This window comes from Thalassobacter sp. 16PALIMAR09 (assembly GCF_000765485.1).
In the GTDB taxonomy this organism is placed as follows: Bacteria; Pseudomonadota; Alphaproteobacteria; order Rhodobacterales; family Rhodobacteraceae; genus Thalassobacter; species Thalassobacter stenotrophicus.
This window is the reverse complement of record NZ_JHAK01000002.1, coordinates 145,184-166,879: the sequence shown is the minus strand read 5'-3', so window position 1 is coordinate 166,879 and position 21,696 is coordinate 145,184. Positions and strand designations below refer to the sequence as shown.

At 58.5% G+C, this 21,696-nt stretch carries 25 protein-coding genes; 13 read left to right on the top strand and 12 right to left on the bottom strand.

The genetic code is table 11. From position 1 onward, the window contains the following. The first annotated feature begins 41 nt into the window (after positions 1-41). Both PM04_RS04715 and PM04_RS04710 read left to right on the top strand, forming a co-directional pair. Positions 42-1,790, top strand: coding sequence for a tetratricopeptide repeat protein (locus PM04_RS04715; protein ID WP_038004207.1), 1,749 nt, complete (start codon positions 42-44; stop codon positions 1,788-1,790). A 9-nt stretch (positions 1,791-1,799) separates the two neighbouring features. Next, complete coding sequence (locus PM04_RS04710; protein WP_038004206.1) at positions 1,800-2,621, top strand: 4-(cytidine 5'-diphospho)-2-C-methyl-D-erythritol kinase; 822 nt, start codon at positions 1,800-1,802, stop codon at positions 2,619-2,621. Here PM04_RS04710 and PM04_RS04705 read toward each other — a convergent pair. Continuing rightward, positions 2,618-3,619 (bottom strand): polyprenyl synthetase family protein, encoded by a 1,002-nt coding sequence (locus PM04_RS04705; protein WP_038004205.1) that lies wholly within the window; start codon positions 3,617-3,619, stop codon positions 2,618-2,620. The genes PM04_RS04710 and PM04_RS04705 overlap by 4 nt on opposite strands. Before the next feature lie 51 nt (positions 3,620-3,670). Between PM04_RS04705 and PM04_RS04700 the strand changes: the two genes are divergently transcribed. The 3 genes from PM04_RS04700 to PM04_RS17610 all read left to right on the top strand — a co-directional run bounded on the left by PM04_RS04700 (position 3,671) and on the right by PM04_RS17610 (position 4,895). Then, positions 3,671-3,886, top strand: coding sequence for a DUF2007 domain-containing protein (locus tag PM04_RS04700; protein ID WP_038005079.1), 216 nt, complete (start codon positions 3,671-3,673; stop codon positions 3,884-3,886). Beyond that, a complete protein-coding gene (locus PM04_RS04695; RefSeq protein WP_038004204.1) occupies positions 3,883-4,626 on the top strand; it encodes a tRNA1(Val) (adenine(37)-N6)-methyltransferase in 744 nt (247 codons plus the stop codon). Before PM04_RS04700 ends, PM04_RS04695 begins: the two co-directional genes overlap by 4 nt. Positions 4,627-4,730: 104 nt before the next feature. Further along, positions 4,731-4,895: a YdcH family protein gene (locus PM04_RS17610; protein ID WP_072936598.1), complete on the top strand. Its 165-nt coding sequence runs from the start codon at positions 4,731-4,733 to the stop codon at positions 4,893-4,895. On the opposite strand, the gene gcvA is transcribed toward PM04_RS17610, so the two are convergent. The 4 genes from gcvA to PM04_RS04675 form a co-directional block, all read right to left on the bottom strand. Continuing rightward, positions 4,892-5,842, bottom strand: coding sequence for a transcriptional regulator GcvA (gcvA, locus tag PM04_RS04690; RefSeq protein WP_038004203.1), 951 nt, complete (start codon positions 5,840-5,842; stop codon positions 4,892-4,894). The genes PM04_RS17610 and gcvA overlap by 4 nt on opposite strands. A 325-nt stretch (positions 5,843-6,167) precedes the next feature. Then, positions 6,168-6,893 (bottom strand): acetoacetyl-CoA reductase, encoded by a 726-nt coding sequence (gene phbB / locus PM04_RS04685; RefSeq protein ID WP_038004202.1) that lies wholly within the window; start codon positions 6,891-6,893, stop codon positions 6,168-6,170. A gap of 60 nt (positions 6,894-6,953) precedes the next feature. Continuing rightward, on the bottom strand, positions 6,954-8,129 hold the full coding sequence (locus tag PM04_RS04680) for an acetyl-CoA C-acetyltransferase (protein ID WP_038004200.1): 1,176 nt from the start codon (positions 8,127-8,129) through the stop codon (positions 6,954-6,956). Positions 8,130-8,292: 163 nt separating this feature from the next. Continuing rightward, on the bottom strand, positions 8,293-9,126 hold the full coding sequence (locus PM04_RS04675) for an EAL domain-containing protein (RefSeq protein WP_152593958.1): 834 nt from the start codon (positions 9,124-9,126) through the stop codon (positions 8,293-8,295). A gap of 120 nt (positions 9,127-9,246) precedes the next feature. Here PM04_RS04675 and PM04_RS04670 point away from each other — a divergent pair, with 120 nt between their 5' ends. Further along, positions 9,247-9,822 carry a DNA-3-methyladenine glycosylase I gene (locus PM04_RS04670; RefSeq protein WP_038004197.1) on the top strand — a complete coding sequence of 192 codons (576 nt, stop codon included), beginning with the start codon at positions 9,247-9,249 and terminating at the stop codon, positions 9,820-9,822. A 7-nt stretch (positions 9,823-9,829) separates the two neighbouring features. Here PM04_RS04670 and PM04_RS04665 read toward each other — a convergent pair whose 3' ends face one another. Continuing rightward, complete coding sequence (locus PM04_RS04665) at positions 9,830-10,282, bottom strand: Lrp/AsnC family transcriptional regulator (protein ID WP_038005075.1); 453 nt, start codon at positions 10,280-10,282, stop codon at positions 9,830-9,832. 72 nt (positions 10,283-10,354) lie between these two features. Between PM04_RS04665 and PM04_RS04660 the strand changes: the two genes are divergently transcribed. After that, on the top strand, positions 10,355-10,945 hold the full coding sequence (locus tag PM04_RS04660; RefSeq protein ID WP_038005073.1) for a LysE family translocator: 591 nt from the start codon (positions 10,355-10,357) through the stop codon (positions 10,943-10,945). Here the strand turns inward: PM04_RS04660 and PM04_RS04655 are convergent. Beyond that, a complete protein-coding gene (locus PM04_RS04655; protein ID WP_038004194.1) occupies positions 10,942-11,466 on the bottom strand; it encodes a TlpA disulfide reductase family protein in 525 nt (174 codons plus the stop codon). The two genes, PM04_RS04660 and PM04_RS04655, sit on opposite strands and share 4 nt — an antisense overlap. 28 nt (positions 11,467-11,494) lie before the next feature. Between PM04_RS04655 and argH the strand changes: the two genes are divergently transcribed. The 3 genes from argH (at position 11,495) to PM04_RS04640 (ending at position 14,663) form a co-directional block, all read left to right on the top strand. Continuing rightward, positions 11,495-12,898: an argininosuccinate lyase gene (gene argH / locus PM04_RS04650; protein ID WP_038004191.1), complete on the top strand. Its 1,404-nt coding sequence runs from the start codon at positions 11,495-11,497 to the stop codon at positions 12,896-12,898. A 202-nt stretch (positions 12,899-13,100) separates the two neighbouring features. After that, positions 13,101-13,571, top strand: coding sequence for a transcription elongation factor GreA (greA, locus tag PM04_RS04645; protein ID WP_038004190.1), 471 nt, complete (start codon positions 13,101-13,103; stop codon positions 13,569-13,571). Positions 13,572-13,580: 9 nt separating this feature from the next. Continuing rightward, positions 13,581-14,663, top strand: a complete 1,083-nt coding sequence (locus PM04_RS04640; RefSeq protein ID WP_038004188.1) for a hypothetical protein — start codon at positions 13,581-13,583, stop codon at positions 14,661-14,663. A 6-nt stretch (positions 14,664-14,669) separates the two neighbouring features. On the opposite strand, the gene PM04_RS04635 is transcribed toward PM04_RS04640, so the two are convergent. Genes PM04_RS04635 through nth form a run of 3 tightly spaced genes read right to left on the bottom strand, consistent with a single transcriptional unit; the run spans position 14,670 to position 16,728 of the window. Beyond that, positions 14,670-15,053, bottom strand: a complete 384-nt coding sequence (locus PM04_RS04635; protein WP_038004187.1) for an HIT domain-containing protein — start codon at positions 15,051-15,053, stop codon at positions 14,670-14,672. 47 nt (positions 15,054-15,100) lie between these two features. Beyond that, complete coding sequence (locus PM04_RS04630; RefSeq protein WP_038004185.1) at positions 15,101-16,087, bottom strand: adenosine kinase; 987 nt, start codon at positions 16,085-16,087, stop codon at positions 15,101-15,103. Further along, positions 16,084-16,728: an endonuclease III gene (gene nth, locus PM04_RS04625; RefSeq protein WP_038004183.1), complete on the bottom strand. Its 645-nt coding sequence runs from the start codon at positions 16,726-16,728 to the stop codon at positions 16,084-16,086. The genes PM04_RS04630 and nth overlap by 4 nt, the downstream gene beginning before the upstream one ends. A gap of 135 nt (positions 16,729-16,863) precedes the next feature. On the opposite strand from nth, the gene PM04_RS04620 reads away from it, so the two are divergent. From PM04_RS04620 to PM04_RS04610, 3 genes are all read left to right on the top strand, one after another. Next, positions 16,864-17,709 (top strand): bifunctional helix-turn-helix domain-containing protein/methylated-DNA--[protein]-cysteine S-methyltransferase, encoded by an 846-nt coding sequence (locus PM04_RS04620; RefSeq protein WP_038004181.1) that lies wholly within the window; start codon positions 16,864-16,866, stop codon positions 17,707-17,709. A gap of 81 nt (positions 17,710-17,790) precedes the next feature. Beyond that, the gene (locus PM04_RS04615) at positions 17,791-18,456 is read left to right on the top strand and encodes an OmpA family protein (protein WP_038004178.1); all 666 of its coding nucleotides are present in this window, start codon (positions 17,791-17,793) and stop codon (positions 18,454-18,456) included. A 62-nt stretch (positions 18,457-18,518) separates the two neighbouring features. Then, entirely contained in the window at positions 18,519-19,286 is a 768-nt protein-coding gene (locus tag PM04_RS04610) for a FadR/GntR family transcriptional regulator (RefSeq protein WP_038005071.1), read from the top strand. 3 nt (positions 19,287-19,289) lie between these two features. Here the strand turns inward: PM04_RS04610 and PM04_RS04605 are convergent, their stop codons facing one another. Together PM04_RS04605 and PM04_RS04600 are read right to left on the bottom strand one after the other, a co-directional pair. Continuing rightward, positions 19,290-20,519, bottom strand: a complete 1,230-nt coding sequence (locus tag PM04_RS04605; RefSeq protein ID WP_038004177.1) for a mandelate racemase/muconate lactonizing enzyme family protein — start codon at positions 20,517-20,519, stop codon at positions 19,290-19,292. After that, a complete protein-coding gene (locus tag PM04_RS04600; RefSeq protein ID WP_038004176.1) occupies positions 20,516-21,595 on the bottom strand; it encodes a zinc-binding dehydrogenase in 1,080 nt (359 codons plus the stop codon). The genes PM04_RS04605 and PM04_RS04600 overlap by 4 nt, the downstream gene beginning before the upstream one ends. Positions 21,596-21,696 lie beyond the last annotated feature (101 nt).

Below are 21,696 nucleotides of genomic sequence, written 5' to 3'. Positions count from 1 at the left end.
CTGGGGCAAACTACCTTTGAGGAAACTAGACCGGAGAGCCAATGCGCCTGCACATCCTCAAAAGCGCCCTACTTGCCAGCACCTTTGCATTTGCGACACCCGCTCCGAGCTTTGCCCAAGACGGTATTGCAGGACCCTATTTGGCCGCGCGGCTTGCGGGCTTTGCCAGTGATTACGCCGCCGCCGCCGAATATTACGGCCAATTGTTGCAGCGCGATCCGAGCCAAGTTGAAATCCTTGACGCGGCCATGATCAGCTTTGCCATGCTCGGTGATTTTGAGCGCGCGGGCGATGCCGCAGCGCGGGTCATCAGCCTTGAGCCGGACATGCAGATTGCGCAGATGGTCCGCTTGGTGCGCGACGTATCGCAGGGCAACACGGCTGCGGCCAAGGATGCCCTGATGGAGGGTGTGGTCGGCGGCCCCCTGCTCGACGGGCTGCTGCTGGGCTGGGTGGAACTGGCCGAGGGCAATATGTCCGAAGCCGTCACCGCGTTTGAGGCCCTTTCGGAAAACCGCGCGTTCCGCTCATTTGCCTACATCCACAAGGCCCTCGCCCTCGCGATGGTCGGTGATTTCGAAAGCGCGGAAGCCATCCTGAGCGGTGAAACCTACGGCGAGTTGAGCCTGAACATCACAGCTTTTGAGGCCTATGCGCAAATCCTTGTGCAGCTGGACCGTCCAGACGATGCGGCAGCCTTTCTGGCTCAAACGTTGCAACGCGGCTCCTCCCCGGAGCTAGAGGCGCTGCTCACCCGGATCGAAAACGGTGACGCGGTCAGCTACGACATTATTCGCACCCCGCTTGAGGGCATGTCAGAGGCGTTTGCCACGCTCGCGGCCGTCGTCAACGGAGAGGCCTCGCACACGTATACGCTGCTGCACAGCCGTGCGGCACTTGTCCTGAACCCCACCAATGTGGATGCGATCCTTTTGACCGCGGACCTGCTAGAGGAACAGGAACAATACGCCCTTGCCGGGGCGGTGCTGGACGCCGTTCCGATTGATCATCCGTCATTCTACCTCGCAGAGATTTCACGCGCGGGCCTGCTATACAGCGACGACCGGGGGGATACGGCGGCCGAGGTTCTCAAATCGCTCGCGCGGACGCATGGCGATATCCAACAGGTTCACACCGCCCTTGGCGACACTCTGCGCCGGCTGGAACGTCACCGTGAAGCCGCAGACGCCTATGAGGCCGCTGTTGCCTTGGTCCAAGAGCCGACACCCCGCGATTGGTTCCTCTATTATGTGCGCGGCATCGCCTATGAACGCACGAACCGTTGGCCACTGGCCGAGGCGGATTTCCGCAAAGCGCTCGAATTGAACCCTGAACAGCCGCATGTGCTGAACTATCTTGGGTATTCGATGATCGAAAAGCAGGGCGATCTGGTCGAAGCGCTTGATATGATCGAAAAGGCCGTGGCTGCGCGCCCCGATGATGGCTACATCACCGACAGTCTTGGCTGGGTGTTTTACCGCCTTGGCCGTTTCGATGAGGCCGTTGCCCCCATGGAACGTGCCGTCGCCCTAGAGCCGCTTGATCCGGTTATCAACGATCACCTCGGCGATGTGTTTTGGGCTGTTGGGCGCAAGCGCGAGGCTGAGTTTCAGTGGCGTCGTGCCTTATCCAACGTGGACCCCGACGACACAGACAGCGAGGCTGATCCAGATCGAATGCGCCGGAAGTTAGAGATCGGCCTAGACCGCGTCCTGAAGGAAGAAGGCGCGCCATCATTGGCTGAAAAGGCTGCCGCAGCGGAAGCTACGCGCAAAGCCGCGCAGGACTGAGCCTTTTTCTTGACAGCCACTACCCAAGAGTTCGCGCCCGCGAAGATTAACCTCACACTCCATGTCACGGGACAGCGAAGCGATGGATACCACCTGCTCGACAGCCTCGTGGTTTTTGCGGACGTGGGCGATGGGCTGGCGGCTCAGTTGGGCGGCCCATCCCTGTCTGTAACGGGGCCGTTTGCGCAGGGCGTGCCGACGGGGCCAGAAAACTCAATCCTCAAGGCCGCAGCACTGCTTGGGGTCGAAGGTCAGTTTCACCTGACAAAAAACCTACCCCACCCTGCCGGGATCGGAGGTGGGTCCGCAGATGCCGCAGCCGCGGTACGCGCCTTGTGTCGCCTAACGGGCCAACCCCTGCCCCCACCACAGGCGCTGTTGCCATTGGGTGCGGATATGCCCGTGTGCCTGTCACCGCGGCCACAACGGATGACTTCAATTGGCGAAGACGTCACCCCAGTCGCGACGTTGCATCCCATGTGGGTGGTGCTGGTTAATCCCGGTGTTCCCACGCCGACGGGGCCGATTTTCAACGCCCTACCGACCAAGAATAATCCGCCCATGGGGCCGGTGGCCCGCTTTGCATCGCTGCACGATCAACTGGCTTGGCTCAGAGAACAGCGTAACGACCTAGAACCCCCGGCCCGAACGTTGTGCCCAGAAATAGCTGAGGTGCTTGCTGCGATCACAGCCACTGATGCAGGGCTTGCGCGGATGTCCGGCTCAGGCGCTACGTGCTTTGGGTTGTACCCATCAGAGGCTGCTGCGAACAAGGCCGCCGCGCAATTGAGCAGGTCCAACTGGTGGACCCGCGCCGCAAAGGTGCTTTAGCGGACGCGCGCGACCACGTAATCGGCAAGATCAATCAACATGTCGCGCAAGGGATGCTCTGGCATGGACGCCATCGCAGATTTCGCAACCTCAGCCCAACGCAGAGCCTCTTGGCGGGTCTGCTCAAGCGTGCCGTATTTTTCGATCAGCGCCATGGCGTGTTCAAGATCGCCTTCATCCTGACGCCCTTTTTCGATCGTCTTGACCCAGAACGCGCGTTCTTCATCGGTGGCCTGTGCCACGGCGCGGATGACTGGCAGGGTCAGTTTACGCTCCCGGAAATCATCGCCGACGTTTTTGTCGAGGGTCGTGCCCGCGCCGCCATAATCCAGATAGTCGTCCACGATCTGAAAGCTCACGCCGAGCGCGTCACCAAAGGTGCGCAGGGCTGCAACGGTCGCGTCGTCTTGGCCTGCGATCACACCGCCAACCTCGGACGCGGCTTGGAACAAAGCCGCTGTTTTGCCGCGGATCACTTGCAGATAGATCGCCTCAGTCGTCGCCAGATTGGAGGCCGCAGTCAGTTGCAGCACCTCGCCCTCAGCAATAGTTGCAGATGCGTTGGCGAGGATATCCAACACACGCAGGCTATCGGTTTCGACCATCAACTGGAACGCACGCGCGAACAGATAGTCACCAACTAGGATCGAGGATTTGTTGTCCCACAACAGGTTCGCCGTTGGACGGCCCCGACGCTGACCGCTTTCGTCCACCACATCATCGTGCAGCAGGGTCGCGGTGTGAATAAATTCAACGGTTGCAGCGAGCTTTTGGTGATGCTCACCCTCATAGCCAAACATCCGCGCGCAGGCGAGCGTTAGCATAGGGCGCACACGTTTGCCGCCAGCCTCGACCAGATGGGCCGTGACCTCCGGAATGCGCGGGGCATGTTCAGACGCCATACGCGCACGGATCAGGTGGTTAACAGCCTCCAGATCAGCGGCGAGCGTAATCGCCAGACGTTCGTGGGGCTTTTGGACAGCGGTATCCAAACTCATCTTTGCGACCTTTGGCTCGACAGCGCCCTAACCGGCGCCTAACTGATGGGTATGAAAGAAATCCTTCGCACCAATGACCCAACCGCCATTGCCTTTGCCAAGGCCCTCTTACAGGGGGAGGATATAGAGTGGTTTGAAATGGACGTCCATATGAGCGTCCTAGAAGGAAGCATTGGCGTATTGCCGCGGCGGCTTTTGGTGGCGGAGCGCGATTATTTCATGGCAAGCGCGACATTGCGCGACAACGGCATCACGGTAACCGGGTGATCGAGACAACGTTTGATAGTTTTTTGGGCGGCAAGGTGCAGGTGCATCAACCGCGCGACGGCTACCGGGCCGGGACGGACCCTGTGTTGATGGCCGCCGCGTGCCCCGCCGCAGCTGGCGAAAGCGTGTTGGAGCTTGGCTGCGGCGTCGGTGTCGCCAGCTTATGCCTTTTGGCGCGGGTGCCCCAAGCGCAGGTAACCGGCTTGGAACTGCAACCGGACTACGCGGCCTTGGCCAGAAGCAACGGCCAAGGCCTGCCGTTTGAGGTAATTGTAGGCGACGTGGCGGCGCCGCCTGCGGAATTGTCCGCACTCAACTTTGATCATGTCATCTGTAACCCGCCCTATTTCGCCCCCAAGGCCGGGACCGCATCGACCAACGCGTCGCGCGAAACCGCATTGCGTGAGGATGTGTCACTGGCCACATGGATCGACGTGGCGACCCGTCGCCTGCGACCCAGGGGGACCTTAACCATGATCCTGCGTGCGGACCGGTTGGATAGCTATTTCCAAGCCATCGACGCACGAATGGGCAGTCACATCGTGCTTCCGTTAACACCTCGGGCCCAAAAACCGGCGCAGCGTGTAATATTCTGCAGCCGCAAAGGCGGGCGCGCAGGCCTGCAAATGTGCCCCCCAATGGTGTTGCATGAAGGGCCGCAACATTTTGAAGATGGGGATGATTTTACCAAAATCGCCTCAGACGTTTTACGCGGCGGCGCGGCAATTCACCTAAAATAGATAAAACTTGTTATATTCGTCGCCCGGATGCCGAACAAAATTACGTGACAGGACTCAGTTCTTGTGGTGAGCTTTTAATATTCATCACTAGAGAGGAGATATACATGTCGCTGACGTCGCATCTGCAGAGCCTACGCAAAAAGCACGAGCATCTCTCAAAACAAGTGGAAGAAGCCCAACGAAGTCCCGGAACGGACGGACTTGAAGTCGTCTCTTTGAAAAAGCAGAAGCTACAGCTCAAACAAGAGATTGAGCGCCTCTCCGCCTAACCCCCAATATTATCTGCGCGGACCATGTGCCGACCTTGGCCGTGGTCCCGCATTTTGCAGGTTTCGACCCGAAGCCATTCGAGAAACGCTTTGAATTGCTGCTTTTCCTCGGATCCTTTTGGACACAGCACCCGAAAATGCGCATCCGTTGAGATCGCTGTCTGAAACGGTGCAACCAAGCGTCGATCACGCAACGCCCGATCCGTCAAAGTAATCCGCCCCAAGACAACACCTGCCCCGGCTTGGGCGGCATCAATGGCGTGATCCGCCTGGCTGAAACGTGCGCCATGGATTTCGCCCAATTCTAAGCCATTTGCCCGAAACCAAGCGGTCCAGTCACAGGCCGGACGCAGCCACGCGATGTCATCTTGGTGTAGCAACGGTGCGTTCAATAAGGATTCAGGCGTTGGAAACCGCGCAGCAAGGTCCGGATGCATCATTGGGGTGAGCCATTCACCCACGATTTTTTCACTGTAAAGATTCGGGCCATCATCCCCACCGAAGCCAAACCGGATGGCGATATCGATGTCATCCCGCTCAAAATCCATCAGTCGCAGGCTGGCCGCGAACCGCAATTCGATCTCTGGGTGGCTCTGAGCGAAATCAAAAAGCCGCGGTGCCAACCATTTGGCCGTAAAAGCTGGGCCAGCGGTGACCGTAAGCACGCCTGTATCCACCGTTCTGCCCGCCGCCCGCCAGGCGGCTTGCAGCATTTGAAAGGCGTCCGTTGTGCCCGGCGCGAGCGCCTTGCCAGCCTCCGTCAACTCAACCGCGCGGTTGAGCCGCCGAAACAAGGGCGCGCCGAAGTGTTCTTCCAATGATTTAATCTGAAAGCTCAGCGCCGCTGGGGTGACGTTCAACTCATCCGCAGCCCGTGCGAATGACATGTGCCGCGCAGCAGCTTCAAAGGCCCGCAAAGCGGTAAGGGGAGGAAGGCGATCCATCATATCAGTTAAATATAACTTATCTGACGCGTTTGAAAGTCTCGTTTGTGAAAAAGAACGTTGAGGCGCATGTTGAGCCCTAGAAATTGCAACATGCTAAGGAATACTGACATGGAACACCAATTGCACACAATACCGCTGCAACAAGCGATTGAAAACGCCCACAAAGAACGGGCCGCTGCCTTTGCCTCAGTTTGGAAAAATTGGTTCGGGCTTCGCGCAACATTCGCCCCGCTAGCCGTTATGCAAGCGACTTAAGTACAGCTTTAACGCAGAAAGGACCGGCACTACATGGCCGGTCCTTTTGAATTTCTTATCCTCGCAACCCTTAGACGAAGAACTGGCCACCATTGGCAGAAATCGTCGAACCGTTGATGAAGCCCGCATCATCCGACGCAAGGAACGCTACACAACGTGCGATTTCTTCTGGCTCACCCAGACGGCCCGCTGGGATTTGCGGGATAATCTTGGCGTTCAACACTTCCTCAGGGATTGCGCGCACCATTTCGGTGCCGATGTATCCGGGGCAAACAGCGTTGGCTGTGATGCCTTTGGCGGCACCCTCTTGAGCCAGCGATTTAACGATACCCAGATCGCCTGCCTTGGTCGCGGCGTAGTTAACCTGACCGGCTTGGCCTTTTTGACCATTGATCGAAGAGATCACGATCACACGTCCAAAGCCACGCTCACGCATGCCGGGCCACACGGGGCGCACAGTGTTAAACACACCTGTCAGGTTTGTATCGATGACTTTTTGCCACTGCTCGGGCTTCATTTTGTGAAAGAAGCCATCCCAAGTGATGCCGGCGTTTGCCACCACGACATCAACAGGGCCAAGGTCGGCTTCGACCTGCGCGATGCCAGCTTCAGAAGCTGCGTAATCCGCCACGTCCCACTTGTAGGTTTTGATGCCAGTTGCGGCAGTGAAGGCAGCCGCTTTTTCATCGTTACCAGCGTAGGTTGCCGCAACTTCGTAGCCGTCAGCCTTAAGTTTTTTGGAAATCGCTTCGCCAATACCGCGCGATCCGCCGGTGACCAGTGCAACTCGTGCCATGGATTTTCTCCTCAGAAATCTAGAAATAAGGGCGGGTTTCAGCCCGCCCGTTTTTGATGATTAGGGACGCTCAACACACAGAGCGACGCCCATGCCGCCACCGATGCAAAGCGTGGCGAGGCCTTTTTTGGCGTCACGACGCTGCATTTCGAACAGCAAGGTGTTGAGAACACGACAACCCGAGGCACCAATGGGGTGACCAATCGCGATAGCGCCGCCATTAACGTTTACGATTTCCGGGTCCCAGCCCATGTCTTTGTTCACAGCACATGCTTGCGCCGCAAAAGCCTCATTGGCTTCGACAAGGTCAAGATCACCGACCGACCAACCGGCTTTATCGAGCGCCTTGCGCGACGCGTAGATCGGGCCGACGCCCATGATCGACGGGTCAAGACCGGCAGTTGCATAAGATACGATGCGCGCCAACGGCTGAATGCCACGCTTTTCGGCTGCATCGGCAGACATCAGCAATGTCGCGGCAGCACCGTCGTTCAGGCCAGAGGCATTCGCCGCAGTCACTGTGCCATCTTTGGTGAAAGCGGGGCGCATTTTTTGCATCGCTTCCAGCGTGGCGCCGTGACGGATGTACTCATCTTTATCAACGATGATGTCACCCTTGCGGGTTTTCACGGTGAAGGCCGCGATTTCATCATCAAATTTGCCAGCCTTTTGCGCCGCTTCTGCCTTGTTCTGCGAAGCGACCGCGAATTCGTCCTGCTGATCACGCGAAATCTGCCATTTCTCAGCGACGTTTTCGGCGGTTTGCCCCATGTGGTAGCCGTTGAAAGCATCCCACAGGCCATCGCGGATCATCGTGTCGATGAACTTCATATCACCCATTTTTTGACCGGCACGCATTGCAGCGGCATGGGGCGAAAGCGTCATGTTTTCCTGACCGCCAGCGACAACCATTTCGGCATCGCCAAGCATAATATGCTGCGCGCCCAACGCGACAGCACGCAGACCGGAACCACATACTTGGTTAATGCTCCAAGCAGCAGCCTCCTGCGCGAGGCCTGCATTGATATGCGCCTGACGTGCAGGGTTTTGGCCTTGGGCCGCGGTGAGCACTTGGCCCAGAATTGTTTCGGAAACTTCGGCTTTGTCCACGCCGGCCCGCTCAACCACAGCTTCGATAACAGCAGCACCAAGATCATGGGCGGGGGTGTTGGCAAACGACCCTCCAAAGCTGCCAACCGCGGTCCGCGCAGCTGAAGCAATCACAACATTCGTCATTCATCTTACCCTTCTGAGGGCGCGACCACCCCGACCCCTTAGTGGGCCAAGCCCTCGCGCATGTCCTAGGGTTTGGTTAACGCGAGTCTTTGAACGGAGTAAGCGGACACGGTGTCTCACCCGGCGCATACCTGCCGATAGGTCCCATGCGCCCAGCGCATAGCTAAGCTGACATTTGGCTATGCTTTTGCTCAGGTTGCTGTAACCAAAAAGGGTTCGTTTCCGGGCGACCGTAGTAATAGCCCTGCATGCAATCGATGCCCGCCTTCGCCAAAAAATCAGCCTCTTCCTGCGTCTCAACTGCCTCGGCCACGGTGAACATATCGAACTGTCGACCGATCTTGATAAGGGCTTCGGTCAGCACCTGATTGTTCGCATCATGATGAACACCGCGCGTGAATTGCCCATCAATTTTGAGGATGTCGAAATAGAAATCTTTGAGATAGCGAAACGAGGTATGACCCGCCCCAAAATCATCCAATGCAAAGGTCACGCCCTGTGCCTGAAACCGCTGCATGAAGGCCATCACCGCCTCAGGTATTCGCATGGCTGAACTCTCAGTGATCTCAAGGATCAAACGTTCACCCAAAGTAGGGTCATTGAGCAAAGCATGCTCCAGTATGCGCGTCCATTGCGGATGACCAATTGAGCGGGTGGACATGTTGATCGCCAAACGCAAATCGGGCTTGCGGCGAAGTGCATCAATGCCACAGCGAAGTGCGGCGCAGTCGATGTCCCGCCCGATGTCATGATGCTCAACCAGCGGCATGAATTCAGCCGCAGGAATAATCCGACCAGCACTATCCAAGACACGAATTAACCCCTCATAGAACGCGGGGTGATAGGGCTTCTGCGACTGAACGATAGGCTGGAACGCCAACATGAAATCGCCTCGTTCGAGCGCGGAAACCACCATAGACAATATGGCTTGATCGCTCTGCACGGCGTCCGTACCGGCGGATTGTTCCTGATCGGGTCTCATAATTTCTTGTGCCATAATGTGCTATCCCTCTCACCAAATTCACAGCAATCATGGCTCCGAAACCCTTTCTGAATTATTAAATGTTTTATTTTTGTTCTTTTTGCTTCACCTTTCCCTAAAATGAAGGAGACCTCTATGGATCGCTGCGGATGGTGCGGAGTTGACCCCGTTTACGTGGATTATCACGACACGGAATGGGGCGTTCCCGAGTGGGATAGTCGCGCCCTATGGGAGAAGCTGATTTTAGATGGGTTCCAAGCAGGCCTTAGCTGGATAACCATTTTGAAAAAGCGTGATAATTTTAGATCTGCTTTTGCAGACTTCGACCCCAATGAGATCGCAACTTGGGGTGAAAAAGAGGTTGAAATTCTTGTTCAGAACGCGGGAATTATCCGGCATCGAGGCAAGATTGAAGCCGCCATCGGCAACGCCCGCGCGTGGCAGAAAATCGAGCAGCGCGAAGGGTTCGATACGTTCCTTTGGGGATATATGGAGAACAAACCGTTACAAAATTCTTGGGCGAGTTTGGCGGATGTTCCAGCCCATACCCCGCTTTCGACTCAGATCAGCAAGGACCTCAAGAAGGCCGGATTTCGATTCTGTGGCCCCACGATTGTTTATGCGTTCATGCAAGCAACCGGCATGGTGAACGACCATTTGGTCAGCTGCCCTCGCCATGCTGAGGTCGCCGCCATGCAGCCGACCTCATAGACACAGCCTAGGCGCGCTCATCCTTGGGCGAGCCCATCACAACATAGCTGGTAATCGCGTGGACCTGTGGCAGTGTTCCCAAAATTTCGGTGTGAAACACTTTGTAGGCCGCCAAATCCTCAGCCTCGACGCGTAGCAGATATTCAACCGAGCCAGTGATGTTGTGACACTCCCGCACCTCAGGGCTTCGGGAAATCGCACGCTCAAAAGCCTCTTGGCTGGCCTTTGTGTGATCGTTCAAACCGACGGTAATATAGGCCGTAAATCCCCGCCCGATTTTCAGCGGATTTACCACCGCACGGTAGCCAGTGATAACACCGCTCCGCTCCAATTCTTGGACGCGGCGCAGGCACGCGGAAGGCGACAATCCCACGCGTTCGGCCAGATCAATGTTGGACACGCGCCCATCATCGGAAAGTACGCGCAATATATGCGCATTTATAGCATCAATCTTCATCATATATTGCAAAATTAGCGGATAAACCCATGAAAACGCAAGCACATGCACAGTCTTTTCGTTCTTTATTGCGCCATGAGTTATGAAATCCTCCTTGCCCTGACCGGGTTTGCCTTTGTCAGCTCCATCACCCCGGGGCCCAATAACCTGATGCTGATGGCTTCCGGCGCGAACTTTGGATTTCGCCGTACGGTGCCGCATATGCTTGGCATCGGGATCGGCTTTACGCTGATGATATTTCTAGTGGGGATGGGTTTGGCGCAGGTGTTTGACGCGTTTCCGGTGCTGCACACCGTCCTCAAGATCGCGAGCGTAGCGTACCTATGCTGGCTCGCATGGAAAATTGCCCATTCCGGCACCCCAAAGGAACAAGGCGCGGGCCCAAAACCCATGACCTTTTTGCAGGCGGCGGCCTTTCAGTGGGTGAACCCAAAGGCGTGGACCATGGCCCTGACAGCAATCACGATCTACGCGCCAGATAGGTCCGTTTGGGCGATCGGGGCCGTGGCCCTCGCGTTTGGCGCGGTAAACCTGCCATCGGTTTCGACGTGGACGGTGCTCGGCCAACAAATGAAGCGCGTCCTGACCAACCCAAGCCGGTTGCGCGCCTTCAATTGGACGATGGCCACGCTGCTAATGGCGACACTCTGGCCCGCGCTGGCCTAATCCGTAACAAACCCCTCCAAAAGCGCAATCGCCTCGGCACTGTCCCATTCAGCCTCACCCGGAAGCGAGGCGATTTCGTTGCCCTCGGCATCCAGAATCACCGTGTGCGGCAGCCCCTTAACCCCGAAAGCCTGCGCCAACTCAGTGGTGGGATCACGGTGCAGGGGCAGGTTCTCAATGTTGGCACGGTCCCAGAATTTCTCCATCGCCATCGGATTGTGCCGCCCAAAGGCCATCGTAACGACCTCAATGCCCTCATCGCCCATCATGGCCTGCAAACGGTCCAAACCGGGCATTTCTCGCTTGCACGGGGCGCACCAAGTCGCCCAGAAATTAAGGACAACCACGGCGCCCGCATAGGCACTTAGGTCCATTGGCACCCCATCAATTGTCACGAACGAGGTCACAGCGGGCGCTTTGGGCGCGGCATGGACCTGTAGCTTTTCGAAGCCGCCGGCCAGCGCGCTGTTTGCACCCAAGGCCAAGGCACCGTATAGCAGTCCGGCGCAAATTGTCCGCATGTTTCACTCCCATTTCTGGACCACTTCCATGACCCAATCCAACGATGCCGCCAGCTCCAACGCGATGTGGGGCGGGCGTTTTGCAGAAGGCCCCGACGCAATCATGGAGGCCATCAACGCCTCCATCGGGTTTGACAAGCGCATGGCGCGCCAGGACATTACCGGGAGCCGCGCACACGCTGCCATGCTAGCCGCCCAAGGCATCATCTCAGATACCGATGCAGAAGCGATCCGGGAAGGCCTCCTCACGGTTTTGTCAGAGATTGAGACCGGGACGTTCGAATTCTCAACCAAATTGGAAGACATCCACATGAACGTGGAGGCGCGTCTGACCGCATTGATCGGCGCACCAGCGGGGCGGTTGCACACCGCACGGTCGCGCAACGATCAGGTCGCGCTCGATTTTCGCATGTGGGTCCGCGACCAAGCCGACGCCGCAATCGACGCACTAAGCGCGCTGTGCAAAGCACTTGTGGCGCAGGCCGAGGCGGGCGCTGAATGGGTTATGCCCGGCTTTACCCACCTACAAACGGCACAGCCTGTGACGTGGGGCCACCATATGCTGGCCTATGTTGAGATGTTCTCACGCGATTTGACCCGTTTTGCGGACGCCCGCGAGCGGATGAATGAATGCCCCTTGGGCGCCGCCGCGCTTGCGGGCACATCATTCCCGATTGACCGCGAGATGACCGCCAATGAGCTGGGCTTTGATCGACCTGCCGCCAACTCACTCGATGCGGTATCTGACCGCGATTTCGCGCTCGAATTCCTGAGCTGTGCGTCAATCACCGCGATGCACCTGAGCCGCCTGTCAGAGGAACTGGTCATCTGGTCCTCAGCCCAATTCCGCTTTGTGCAACTGTCGGACAAGTGGACGACTGGCTCCTCGATCATGCCCCAAAAGAAAAACCCCGATGCCGCCGAACTGATGCGCGCCAAAATCGGGCGGATTTTCGGGGCGCAAGTCGCCCTCACTATGGTGATGAAGGGCCTGCCGCTGACCTATTCCAAGGACATGCAAGAGGACAAAGAGCAGGTGTTCGACGCCGCCGATAACCTGATGCTGTCGCTTGCGGCAATGACCGGCATGGTGTCGGACATGCAGGCCAATGTTCCAAGCCTTGAGGCTGCCGCGTCCAGCGGGTTTTCAACCGCGACCGATCTGGCGGATTGGCTGGTACGGGCCCTCGACATGCCCTTCCGGGAGGCGCACCACGTCACAGGCACACTCGTTAAGATGGCCGAGGACAAAGGCTGCGATCTGCCCGACCTTACGCTTGAGGATATGCAGGCCGTACACGGTGCAATTACCGCCGATGTGTTCACCGTTTTGGGTGTCCACAATTCTGTGGCCAGCCGCACGGCCTATGGCGGCACCGCACCCGTCAACGTGCGCGCGCAGGTCAAACGCTGGCAGGGTATCTACGCATGAAGCCTGCTGCATTGATCCTATGCATGGTCATCCTCGCCGCATGTGGCGTGGATGGCGCCCCCAAACCGCCCTCGGGTGGCGAAAAAACGGTCGTTTCGACCAACTGATGCGTGCTGCGCCCTAGCGGGCGTTGCAACGCGCACGGCGCAATCATACAGTTAACGTGAAGTCCTGGTCAGGTCGGCCGGGTAGGAGACGTTTCATGGAAAAATTCCCAATGACCCCCAAGGGGTTCGTGGCGCTTAACGTAGAGCTCAAACAGCTCAAATCAGTCGAGCGTCCCGCTATCATCAGGGCCATCGCCGAGGCTCGGGAACACGGCGACCTGTCGGAAAACGCCGAGTATCACTCTGCGCGCGAAAAGCAGTCGTTCATTGAGGGCCGCATCAAGGAGCTTGAGGGCACCATTGGTCTAGCTGAGGTGATTGACCCGGCCACCCTGTCGGGCGCCATCAAATTTGGCGCGACCGTCACCATCGTGGACGAGGAAACCGACGAGGAAAAAACCTATCAGATTGTGGGGCAAACCGAGGCTGACATCGAAAACGGCCTGCTGAACATCAAATCGCCCATCGCCCGCGCCCTGATTGGCAAGGAAGAAGGCGACAGCGTCGAGGTACGCACACCCGGTGGCGTCAAAGACTACGAAATCCTGACCGTCGCATTCAAATAGGCGCTTCCTATGACCAGCTCAGCCCCACAGCCGCCAAAACCAACCAGTGATGACACTGGCACTGGTTCTGGGGCAGCAAAGCGAATCGCATCAATGGGGCTTAACACCTATGGCCAGCGCGATGCGCCGAGCCTGATCTCAACCATTGAGATCGTGGCCATTGTGCTGAGCGTCCTATGGGTGCTGGTCATCAGCTACTTTTATCTGACGGCTGATCCGTCCGCAGGCGGCGAGGAAGCCCCACTAACGTCTTTGATGACCATGGTTGGCGTCATCCTACCGCTCGCCGTGATTTGGATCGGGGCGTCTGCGGCGCGTACTGCGCGCACCATGCGCGAAGAAAGCGCACGTCTTCAGGCCGCCATCGACGGGATGCGTCACGCCTATGTTGAGCAGCAGCAGATGGCGGGCATGTCGATCAAACGCTCGATGGAAGCTAAAATCGATTCGATCTCCAAGGCGCAGGAGCGGGCTGAAGCCGCAATCGCAGGCATGGCCAGATCAACGGCCCCGGAACCAGCGGCCCCTGAGGTGACAGCCGAAGCCGCCCCACAGATGGAGATCACCGATCAGCCGCCCCTCGCGCTAGGCACCCCTGCAGAGGCCCTGCCCGCAGGGGATCCGCTCACGATGGGTGAATTTATTCGCGCCGTGAATTTCCCGGAAAACGAGAAAGACAAAGAGGGCTTTCGCACCCTCCGCCGCGCTCTCAAGGACCGGGCTGCAGCGCGGTTGATCAACGCCGCCCAAGACGTGCTGACCCTAATGAGCCAAGAGGGCATCTATATGGATGACCTCACGCCAGACCGCGCGCGCCCCGAAATTTGGCGCCAATTTGCGCAAGGCGAACGCGGTCGTGAAATTGCGTCTCTGGGCGGTATCAGGGACCGGTCCTCGCTCACGCTTTGTGCGGGGCGGATGCGCTCGGACCCAGTGTTCAAGGACACTGTGCATCACTTTTTGCGCCAGTTTGACCGCACGCTCGCGCAAGCAGAGCCGCGCATGACCGACGTGGAATTGACCCAGCTGGGCAACACCCGCACGGCCCGCGCCTTTATGTTGTTAGGGCGCGTGACCGGAACGTTTGACTAAACGGCACTAGCCTGCGGGCTGCAAAATACGCCCAAGACCGCGCCCAGCCACAAGGTGGATGTGCATATGGGGCACCTCTTGGATGGCGTCTTCACCTGCGTTGGTGATCAGCCGGAACCCGTTGCCGCCCTCACCCGGTTGAACGCCCAGTTCGGCGCAAAGTTTGCCAATGGTGCGGGTGAAATCGACGATCTCAGCCTCTGACGCTTCGAGCGCAAAGTGATCATAGCAAACATATGCCCCCTTCGGGATGACCAGGACGTGATGCGGCGCCTGCGGGGTGATGTCGTTGAAGGCGAGCGTATGCTCTGTCTCCATCACGGTGCTATTGGGAATTTCACCGCGCAGGATTTTGGCAAAAATGTTCTGGGTGTCGTAGGTATAAGGCATCCGGGTCTCTCAATTAGCAAACAATTTGGGTGGGTCCGACGGCCCGATCAAACGAGGCCTTGATCCCGGAACACCGCGAGCAAGTCCACCTCGGGGCGGGGTCCAATGTGGCCAATCACTTCGTGCGCACAAATGACACCCATTTTCGCGGCCGCCTCAAGGTCTTTGCCCGTCGACAAACCATAGAGGAAGCCCGCCGCGAACTGATCGCCCGCGCCTGTCGCATCGACCGGGGTGATGGTTTTGACCGGCACTTCGATCTGCGCACCATTGGCCCAGACCCAAACCGGCTCACCGGAGCGGGTGCAAGCGACGATGTCACACACGGCTGCGGCCTTGGTCAGTGCCGCCTTCAGATCGTCAGTTTCATAGAGCGTCATCCACTCCTGATCGTTGCCGATAGCAATATCCATGTCCTCAGCGATGAGGCGCTGAAAATCATCGCGATGACGGTCGGCGCAGAACGGGTCCGACAGGGTAATCGCGGCGCGCCCACCGGCGGCTTTCATATCCTTCGCGGCCTCAGAGAACGCGGTTTTCCCCTCATCCTTGTCGAACAGATATCCCTCAAGGAACAACAAGCCACCGCCCGCAAACACGTTCTCTGGCACGTCCTGAGACGACAGATCCGCCCCCGCACCGAGGTAGGTGTTCATCGACCGCTCACCATCAGGCGACACAAAGATCATCGAGCGTGAGGTCGGCAGATCAACACCCTTGGGTGGGTTGGGAAACGCGGTGCCCGACTCCGCCAACGCATCGGCATAGAACTGGCCTAAGGCGTCATCCTTTACCTTGCCGATGAACGCGGTCTTGAGGCCCAGCGCGCCAATGCCCGCAATCGTGTTGGCCACCGATCCGCCCGGGGTCTCAACCCGACCATCCATCGCAGCATAAAGCAACTCGGCACGGTCACGCTCAATCAGCTGCATGATCCCCTTCTCGATCCCCATCTGGTCGAGAAACGTATCAGGCGCAGTTGAGATTACGTCCACAATCGCATTGCCGATGCCGATGACGTCAAATTGGCTCATTGGGTCTTGTCCTCATAGGGGCAAAGGTCGCGGATGATGCAGGTTTGGCACATCGGCTTACGCGCTTTGCAGATATAACGGCCGTGTAAAATCAGCCAGTGATGGGCGTGGTGTTGGAAGGGCACGGGGACATGGTCCTCAATCGCGCGTTCCACAGCATCGACATCCTTGCCGGGGCAAATGCCCGTCCGGTTGCCAATGCGAAATATATGGGTGTCGACGGCCTGCGATGGATGCCCCCACCACATGTTCAGCACAACATTCGCCGTTTTGCGCCCCACACCGGGCAACGACACAAGGGCCGCGCGGGAACATGGAACCTCACCGCCGTAGTCATCCACGAGGATGCGGCTCAGCTTCATCACGTTCTTGGCCTTGTTCCGGTACAGGCCGATCGTCTTGATATGCTCGATCAGGGCCTCTTCGCCAAGGTCGAGCATCTTTTGCGGGGTATCGGCCACCTTGAACAACTCATGCGTGGCGCGATTGACGCCGACGTCCGTCGATTGCGCCGACAGCGCCACGGCCACAACAAGCGTGTAAGCGTTGGTGTGATCAAGCTCACCCTTGGGTTCCGCCTCATGGGCCTGAAACCGCTCAAAAATCTGGGTAAGGGTGTTGTAGTCCATCTGCTTTGCCATCCGACGTCTATGCCCCACCCGGCCCAGCCTGCCAAGCCCGCGGCAAATCATTCGCGACAAAAGGTGCGGTAATGCGCAAGGTTCGGGTCGCGGTGGCGGGCCAAGCACCCTAAAGTTTCCCGCAAGGAGACCGCCATGACCGACACCCCCGAGGAAACTTACCACTACGGCGTTGTGCGCCGTGCGCTGGATATCATCGACGCACAGGGTGCGGGCATCCGGCTTGAAGACCTGTCCAAAGAATTGGGGATGAGCCCCGCGCACCTGCAACGGGTGTTTTCGCAATGGGCGGGGCTCAGCCCAAAGCGATATGGGCAATACCTTGCGCTAGACCACGCCAAAACGCTTTTGCGGGCGCGCCACACCACACTGGAAACGGCGGCAACCATCGGGCTGTCGGGAAGCGGGCGATTGCACGACCTTTTTGTCCGGTGGGAGGCGATGGCCCCCGGTGATTACGCCGTTGGTGGCGCGGGGCTCACCATCTTTTGGGGCTGGTTCGAAAGCCCCTTTGGCCCGACCCTTGTGATGGGGACAGACCGTGGCATTTGCGGCATGGGTTTCGGCGCCGAAGCCGGAGCCGAGCCGACCTTTGCCGACCTAAAATCCCGCTGGCCCAAGGCGACATTCGTCGAAGACCCCATGCGGTTGGGCCCTTGGGTTGATGCAGCCTTTGGCAAGGTCGAGGGCGGAACAGCGCCCTTGTACCTGATCGGCGCGCCATTCCAGATCAAGGTGTGGGAAGCCCTGCTAAAAATCCCCTCGGGCCACGTCACGACCTATTCCGAAATCGCACAGGCTATCGACAACCCCAAGGCCGTGCGCGCGGTGGGAACCGCAGTCGGCCGGAACCCTATTTCATGGCTGATCCCTTGCCATCGCGCCCTGCGCAAATCGGGCGGTTTGGGCGGCTATCACTGGGGCCTGCCCGTCAAACGCGCGATGCTTGCATTTGAAACGGCCAAATTGGAATCGGCATGATCACTTCCTCGCGCGTTCGCGGAAATTAACTGGCAAAGATCGCGGCACCTCTGCAAAATGGTGAAAAATCACAGGTGATCTATGCGCAGTTTTTCCAAGTTTCTTGTCCTTATGTCCGTCAGTGCGATTGCTTTGGCGGGATGTACCTCTGGCCCGATCTCAAATGAGCCGGTTCGCAACGGTGAACGCACCAAAAGCGGCGCGGCCATTGGGGCCATCCTTGGGGCGGCGGCAGCGGGCCTTACCAATGATGATGATCGGCTCAAAAGTGCGGTCATCGGTGGGGCCATTGGCGCAGGTGTTGGCGCCGCCATTGGCCAAACGTTGGACCGTCAGGCCCGCGATCTAGAGGCACAATTGGACAACCCCGACGTCCGCATCGAAAACACCGGGTCCGAGCTGATCGTGACCCTACCGCAAGACATCCTGTTTGCCACCGACAGCGCGATCGTGGCCCCGGGCCTTGTCGGCGATTTGCAGGCGCTGGCGGATAACTTGCAACAGTACCCAAACAGTGTGGTCGAGGTGCAGGGCCACACCGATAGCACGGGTACATCGCAGTACAACCTCGCGCTCAGCGCGCGGCGGGCCACGGCGGTGGCCAGCGTGCTGTACGAAAGCGGCGTCGACCCATCGCGCGTCATCCCCCAAGGCTTTGGAGAGGAAGACCCCATTGCCACCAACCTGACGGAGGACGGCAAGGCGCTTAACCGCCGGGTGGAGATCGTTATTCAGCCAACCGCCTAGCCCCCAATGGTTGCAAAGCCTCCGGCGCGGTCATATTCTTTCGCCAATTCAGGAGTATGCCCGTGCCTTTTGCCAAAATCGAATCCGAGCGTTTGTCGACGGCCGTGGTGCGCCAAATTGAGGATTTGATCCTGCGCGGCATCCTGCGCCCAGGGGACCGCCTGCCCTCAGAACGTGAGTTATCTGAACGGCTTGGCGTATCGCGCCCCTCGCTACGCGAAGCCGTGGGCGAATTGCAGGAGCGCGGATTGCTATCGGCCAAAGCGGGTGCAGGCATCTATGTGGCCGATGTCTTGGGCTCAGCGTTTTCACCTGCACTGGTCAAGTTATTTGCCAGCCACGACGCCGCCGTTTTTGACTACATCGCGTTTCGCCGCGACATGGAGGGGCTGGCAGCCGCCCGCGCAGCCCGCCTTGGTTCGGACACGGATTTGGCCGTGGTTGATACCGTTTTCAAAAAGATGGAAGCCGCCCACACCAAGCGAAACCCGACTGATGAAGCCACCCTTGATGCGGAATTTCACCTGGCGATCATTGAGGCGAGCCACAACGTCATCATGCTGCATATGATGCGGTCGATGATGGATCTTTTGCGCGAAGGCGTGTTTTACAACCGCACCGTGATGTTCAAGCAGCGCGCCACGCGTGAACTGTTGCTGGACCAACACCGCGCCATCAACGATGGGCTTCAAGCCCGCAATCCAGACGCAGCCCAAGCCGCCGTCGAAGCGCATCTGACCTTCGTTCTAACCTGCCTTAAGGACCAGACCGAGGCCGACAAGCACGAGCTGATCGCCCGCAAGCGGCTTGAGCACGAGCAAGCGCGCTAGGATTTACTCTTTAACCAGCGCGCCGCCCCCAAAGCTGTTCCCATTGACGTAGTCGCAAGGCGCGTCCTGCATGTTCAGGTGCAGGCCCGTGCCAGTCCACGGATGCGCGCGCGCAAGATCTTCGTCAAAGTCGATGCCCAGACCGGGGGCTTGGGGCGCAGGCACAAACCCACCCTCAACCTTTACAGTGTTCTTGATCAGCGCGTTGTGGAACGGCGTATCGATGCTTTCGACCATCAGAAGGTTCGGGATAGAGACGCCCAGATGCACATTCGCGGCCCATTCCACAGGCCCTGCATACAAATGCGGTGCCATCTGCGCGGTAAAGACTTCGGCGATAGCCGCCAGCTTCTTGGCTTCAAGAATACCGCCCAAACGCCCCAAAGCGGGTTGCAGGATTTCAACAGAACCCGCACGCAAGAGCGTCGCAAACTCGGCCTTGGTGCACAGCCGCTCACCGGTAGCCACCGGAATGCGCACCGATTGTGCCACGCGAGCCATATCCAGCGGTGCGTCCGGCGGGATGGGTTCTTCGAACCATAGCGGGCTATAGGGTTCAATCGCTTGGCCCAGACGGATCGCACCCGCGACACTGAACTGCCCGTGCGTACCGAACAAGAGATCAGCGCGGTCACCCACGGCCTCACGGATGGCTTTGCAGAACGCCACCGACATTGAGATGTCGGACATCGCCGGCATGTGGCCGCCGCGCATTGTATAGGGGCCCGCGGGATCGAACTTAACGGCCGTATAGCCCTGTTCAACCATCGCGATTGCCGCCTCGCCCGCCATTTCGGGCGAAGTCCAGAATTCTGGCAAAGCCTGCCCCGGCTGCGGATATAAATAGGTGTAGGCGCGCAAACGGTCGTTCATCTGCCCACCGAGCAGTGCCCAAACAGGCCGATCCCGCGCCTTACCAAGAATGTCCCAGCAGGCGATTTCGAGCCCGGCAAACGCACCAATGACCGTCGGATCGGGCCGCTGCGTAAAGCCGCTGGAATAGACACGGCGGAACATTTTTTCGAGGTTTTCTGGGTTTTCGCCCTGCATGTGTCGCGCAAACACATCCTCGATCACGGCGCGCATGACCTCTGGCCCAACCGTAGAGGCGTAACATTCGCCATACCCCACGATCCCGCAGGCCGTCGTTAGCTTAGGGAAAATCCAGTATTGACCACCCCAACCCGGTGCGGGGGGGGCCACAACGAAAATCTCAAGACCAGCGAGTTTCATTTGAACACAATCACGTTGCGGCGGGCCGCTCCGGCCTTTGTGTCGGCAATCGCGGCATTAATGTCCTCCAACGGATAGCGCCCCGAAACCAACTCATCCAGCTTCAACCGCCCTTGGTTGTACATTTCAACCAGCCAAGGAATGTCGCGTGCTAGAACGACGTCTCCCATTTTTGTGCCAACCAAGGACTGCCCGTAGGCCGCGATATTGCCCGGCTCAATCGTCATATGTTCGCCCTCATGGGGCATGCCCACCATATAAACACCACCGCTCCGCGCGAGGTATTTGGGCGCTGCATCATAGGCGGGGATCGCGCCGACGGTCACAAAGACCGCATCCGCCATCCGCCCACCTGTCAACTCAGCCAAACGGTCCCATGGGGCGGGGTCTGTCGTCAAAATGCCGTCTGTTGCGCCAAATTCGCGGGCATCCGCGAGCTTGTCCTCCGTCATGTCTACGGCCACGATCCGCGAGGCACCGCTGATCCGCGCGCCTTGGATCGCGTTCAACCCCACGCCGCCGGCGCCGATCACAACAACCACTTGGCCCGGCCGCACTTGGGCAGTGTTCACCACCGCGCCCAAGCCCGTCACGACCCCGCAAGACAACAGGCTAGCCGCATCCATGGGCATATCATCCGGGATCGCGGCAAGCTGCGATGGATGCACGACGACCTTTTCCGCAAAGGCCCCGCAGTTCATTGCCGCGTGCAAAGGCGCACCTTCGAGGCTGAGCGGCTCGGACGCATCCGGGTCGGCGCATTGCACCGGCACACCCGAGGCGCAGGATGCACAGGTCCCGCAGGACCGGATCAGCGTGACCAAGACCGCCTGCCCCAATTCGTAGCCGCGCACATCGGCGCCCACGGCTGTAATGCGGCCCGCAGCTTCATGCCCAAACACCGCTGGCAGCGTTCCGCCCCAACCACCATCCATGAAGGAGATGTCTGAAAAACAGATCGCACAGGCCTCAAGCGTGACCTCAACCTCACCGGCTTCTGGGGTGCGTAGATCTACCTCTTGGATCTGAAGGGACGTACCGAATTCATGGCACACAGCGGCTTTGATTTTTGCCATCACAAGGCTCCTGTTCTTTTCTCGCACGTTGGCACGTCCCTATCCGCTCGATTGTCCTTTAGCGACGCCTGAGGGTCTAATTGGCCAACTTTTTCCGCCAT

Excerpts from the sequence above, each read along its gene's own strand:
- PM04_RS04655 (WP_038004194.1), bottom strand. The coding sequence starts at position 11,466 with ATGCGGACAATTTGCGCCGGACTGCTATACGGTGCCTTGGCCTTGGGT.
- PM04_RS04600 (WP_038004176.1), bottom strand. The coding sequence starts at position 21,595 with ATGGCAAAAATCAAAGCCGCTGTGTGCCATGAATTCGGTACGTCCCTT.
- PM04_RS04635 (WP_038004187.1), bottom strand. The coding sequence starts at position 15,053 with ATGCCTTATACCTACGACACCCAGAACATTTTTGCCAAAATCCTGCGC.
- PM04_RS04670 (WP_038004197.1), top strand. The coding sequence starts at position 9,247 with ATGGATCGCTGCGGATGGTGCGGAGTTGACCCCGTTTACGTGGATTAT.
- PM04_RS04615 (WP_038004178.1), top strand. The coding sequence starts at position 17,791 with ATGCGCAGTTTTTCCAAGTTTCTTGTCCTTATGTCCGTCAGTGCGATT.
- PM04_RS04700 (WP_038005079.1), top strand. The coding sequence starts at position 3,671 with ATGAAAGAAATCCTTCGCACCAATGACCCAACCGCCATTGCCTTTGCC.
- PM04_RS04660 (WP_038005073.1), top strand. The coding sequence starts at position 10,355 with ATGAGTTATGAAATCCTCCTTGCCCTGACCGGGTTTGCCTTTGTCAGC.
- PM04_RS04665 (WP_038005075.1), bottom strand. The coding sequence starts at position 10,282 with ATGATGAAGATTGATGCTATAAATGCGCATATATTGCGCGTACTTTCC.
- PM04_RS17610 (WP_072936598.1), top strand. The coding sequence starts at position 4,731 with ATGTCGCTGACGTCGCATCTGCAGAGCCTACGCAAAAAGCACGAGCAT.
- gcvA (WP_038004203.1), bottom strand. The coding sequence starts at position 5,842 with ATGATGGATCGCCTTCCTCCCCTTACCGCTTTGCGGGCCTTTGAAGCT.
- PM04_RS04605 (WP_038004177.1), bottom strand. The coding sequence starts at position 20,519 with ATGAAACTCGCTGGTCTTGAGATTTTCGTTGTGGCCCCCCCCGCACCG.
- PM04_RS04630 (WP_038004185.1), bottom strand. The coding sequence starts at position 16,087 with ATGAGCCAATTTGACGTCATCGGCATCGGCAATGCGATTGTGGACGTA.
- greA (WP_038004190.1), top strand. The coding sequence starts at position 13,101 with ATGGAAAAATTCCCAATGACCCCCAAGGGGTTCGTGGCGCTTAACGTA.
- PM04_RS04715 (WP_038004207.1), top strand. The coding sequence starts at position 42 with ATGCGCCTGCACATCCTCAAAAGCGCCCTACTTGCCAGCACCTTTGCA.
- PM04_RS04640 (WP_038004188.1), top strand. The coding sequence starts at position 13,581 with ATGACCAGCTCAGCCCCACAGCCGCCAAAACCAACCAGTGATGACACT.
- argH (WP_038004191.1), top strand. The coding sequence starts at position 11,495 with ATGACCCAATCCAACGATGCCGCCAGCTCCAACGCGATGTGGGGCGGG.
- PM04_RS04680 (WP_038004200.1), bottom strand. The coding sequence starts at position 8,129 with ATGACGAATGTTGTGATTGCTTCAGCTGCGCGGACCGCGGTTGGCAGC.
- PM04_RS04705 (WP_038004205.1), bottom strand. The coding sequence starts at position 3,619 with ATGAGTTTGGATACCGCTGTCCAAAAGCCCCACGAACGTCTGGCGATT.
- PM04_RS04675 (WP_152593958.1), bottom strand. The coding sequence starts at position 9,126 with ATGGCACAAGAAATTATGAGACCCGATCAGGAACAATCCGCCGGTACG.
- nth (WP_038004183.1), bottom strand. The coding sequence starts at position 16,728 with ATGGCAAAGCAGATGGACTACAACACCCTTACCCAGATTTTTGAGCGG.
- phbB (WP_038004202.1), bottom strand. The coding sequence starts at position 6,893 with ATGGCACGAGTTGCACTGGTCACCGGCGGATCGCGCGGTATTGGCGAA.
- PM04_RS04620 (WP_038004181.1), top strand. The coding sequence starts at position 16,864 with ATGACCGACACCCCCGAGGAAACTTACCACTACGGCGTTGTGCGCCGT.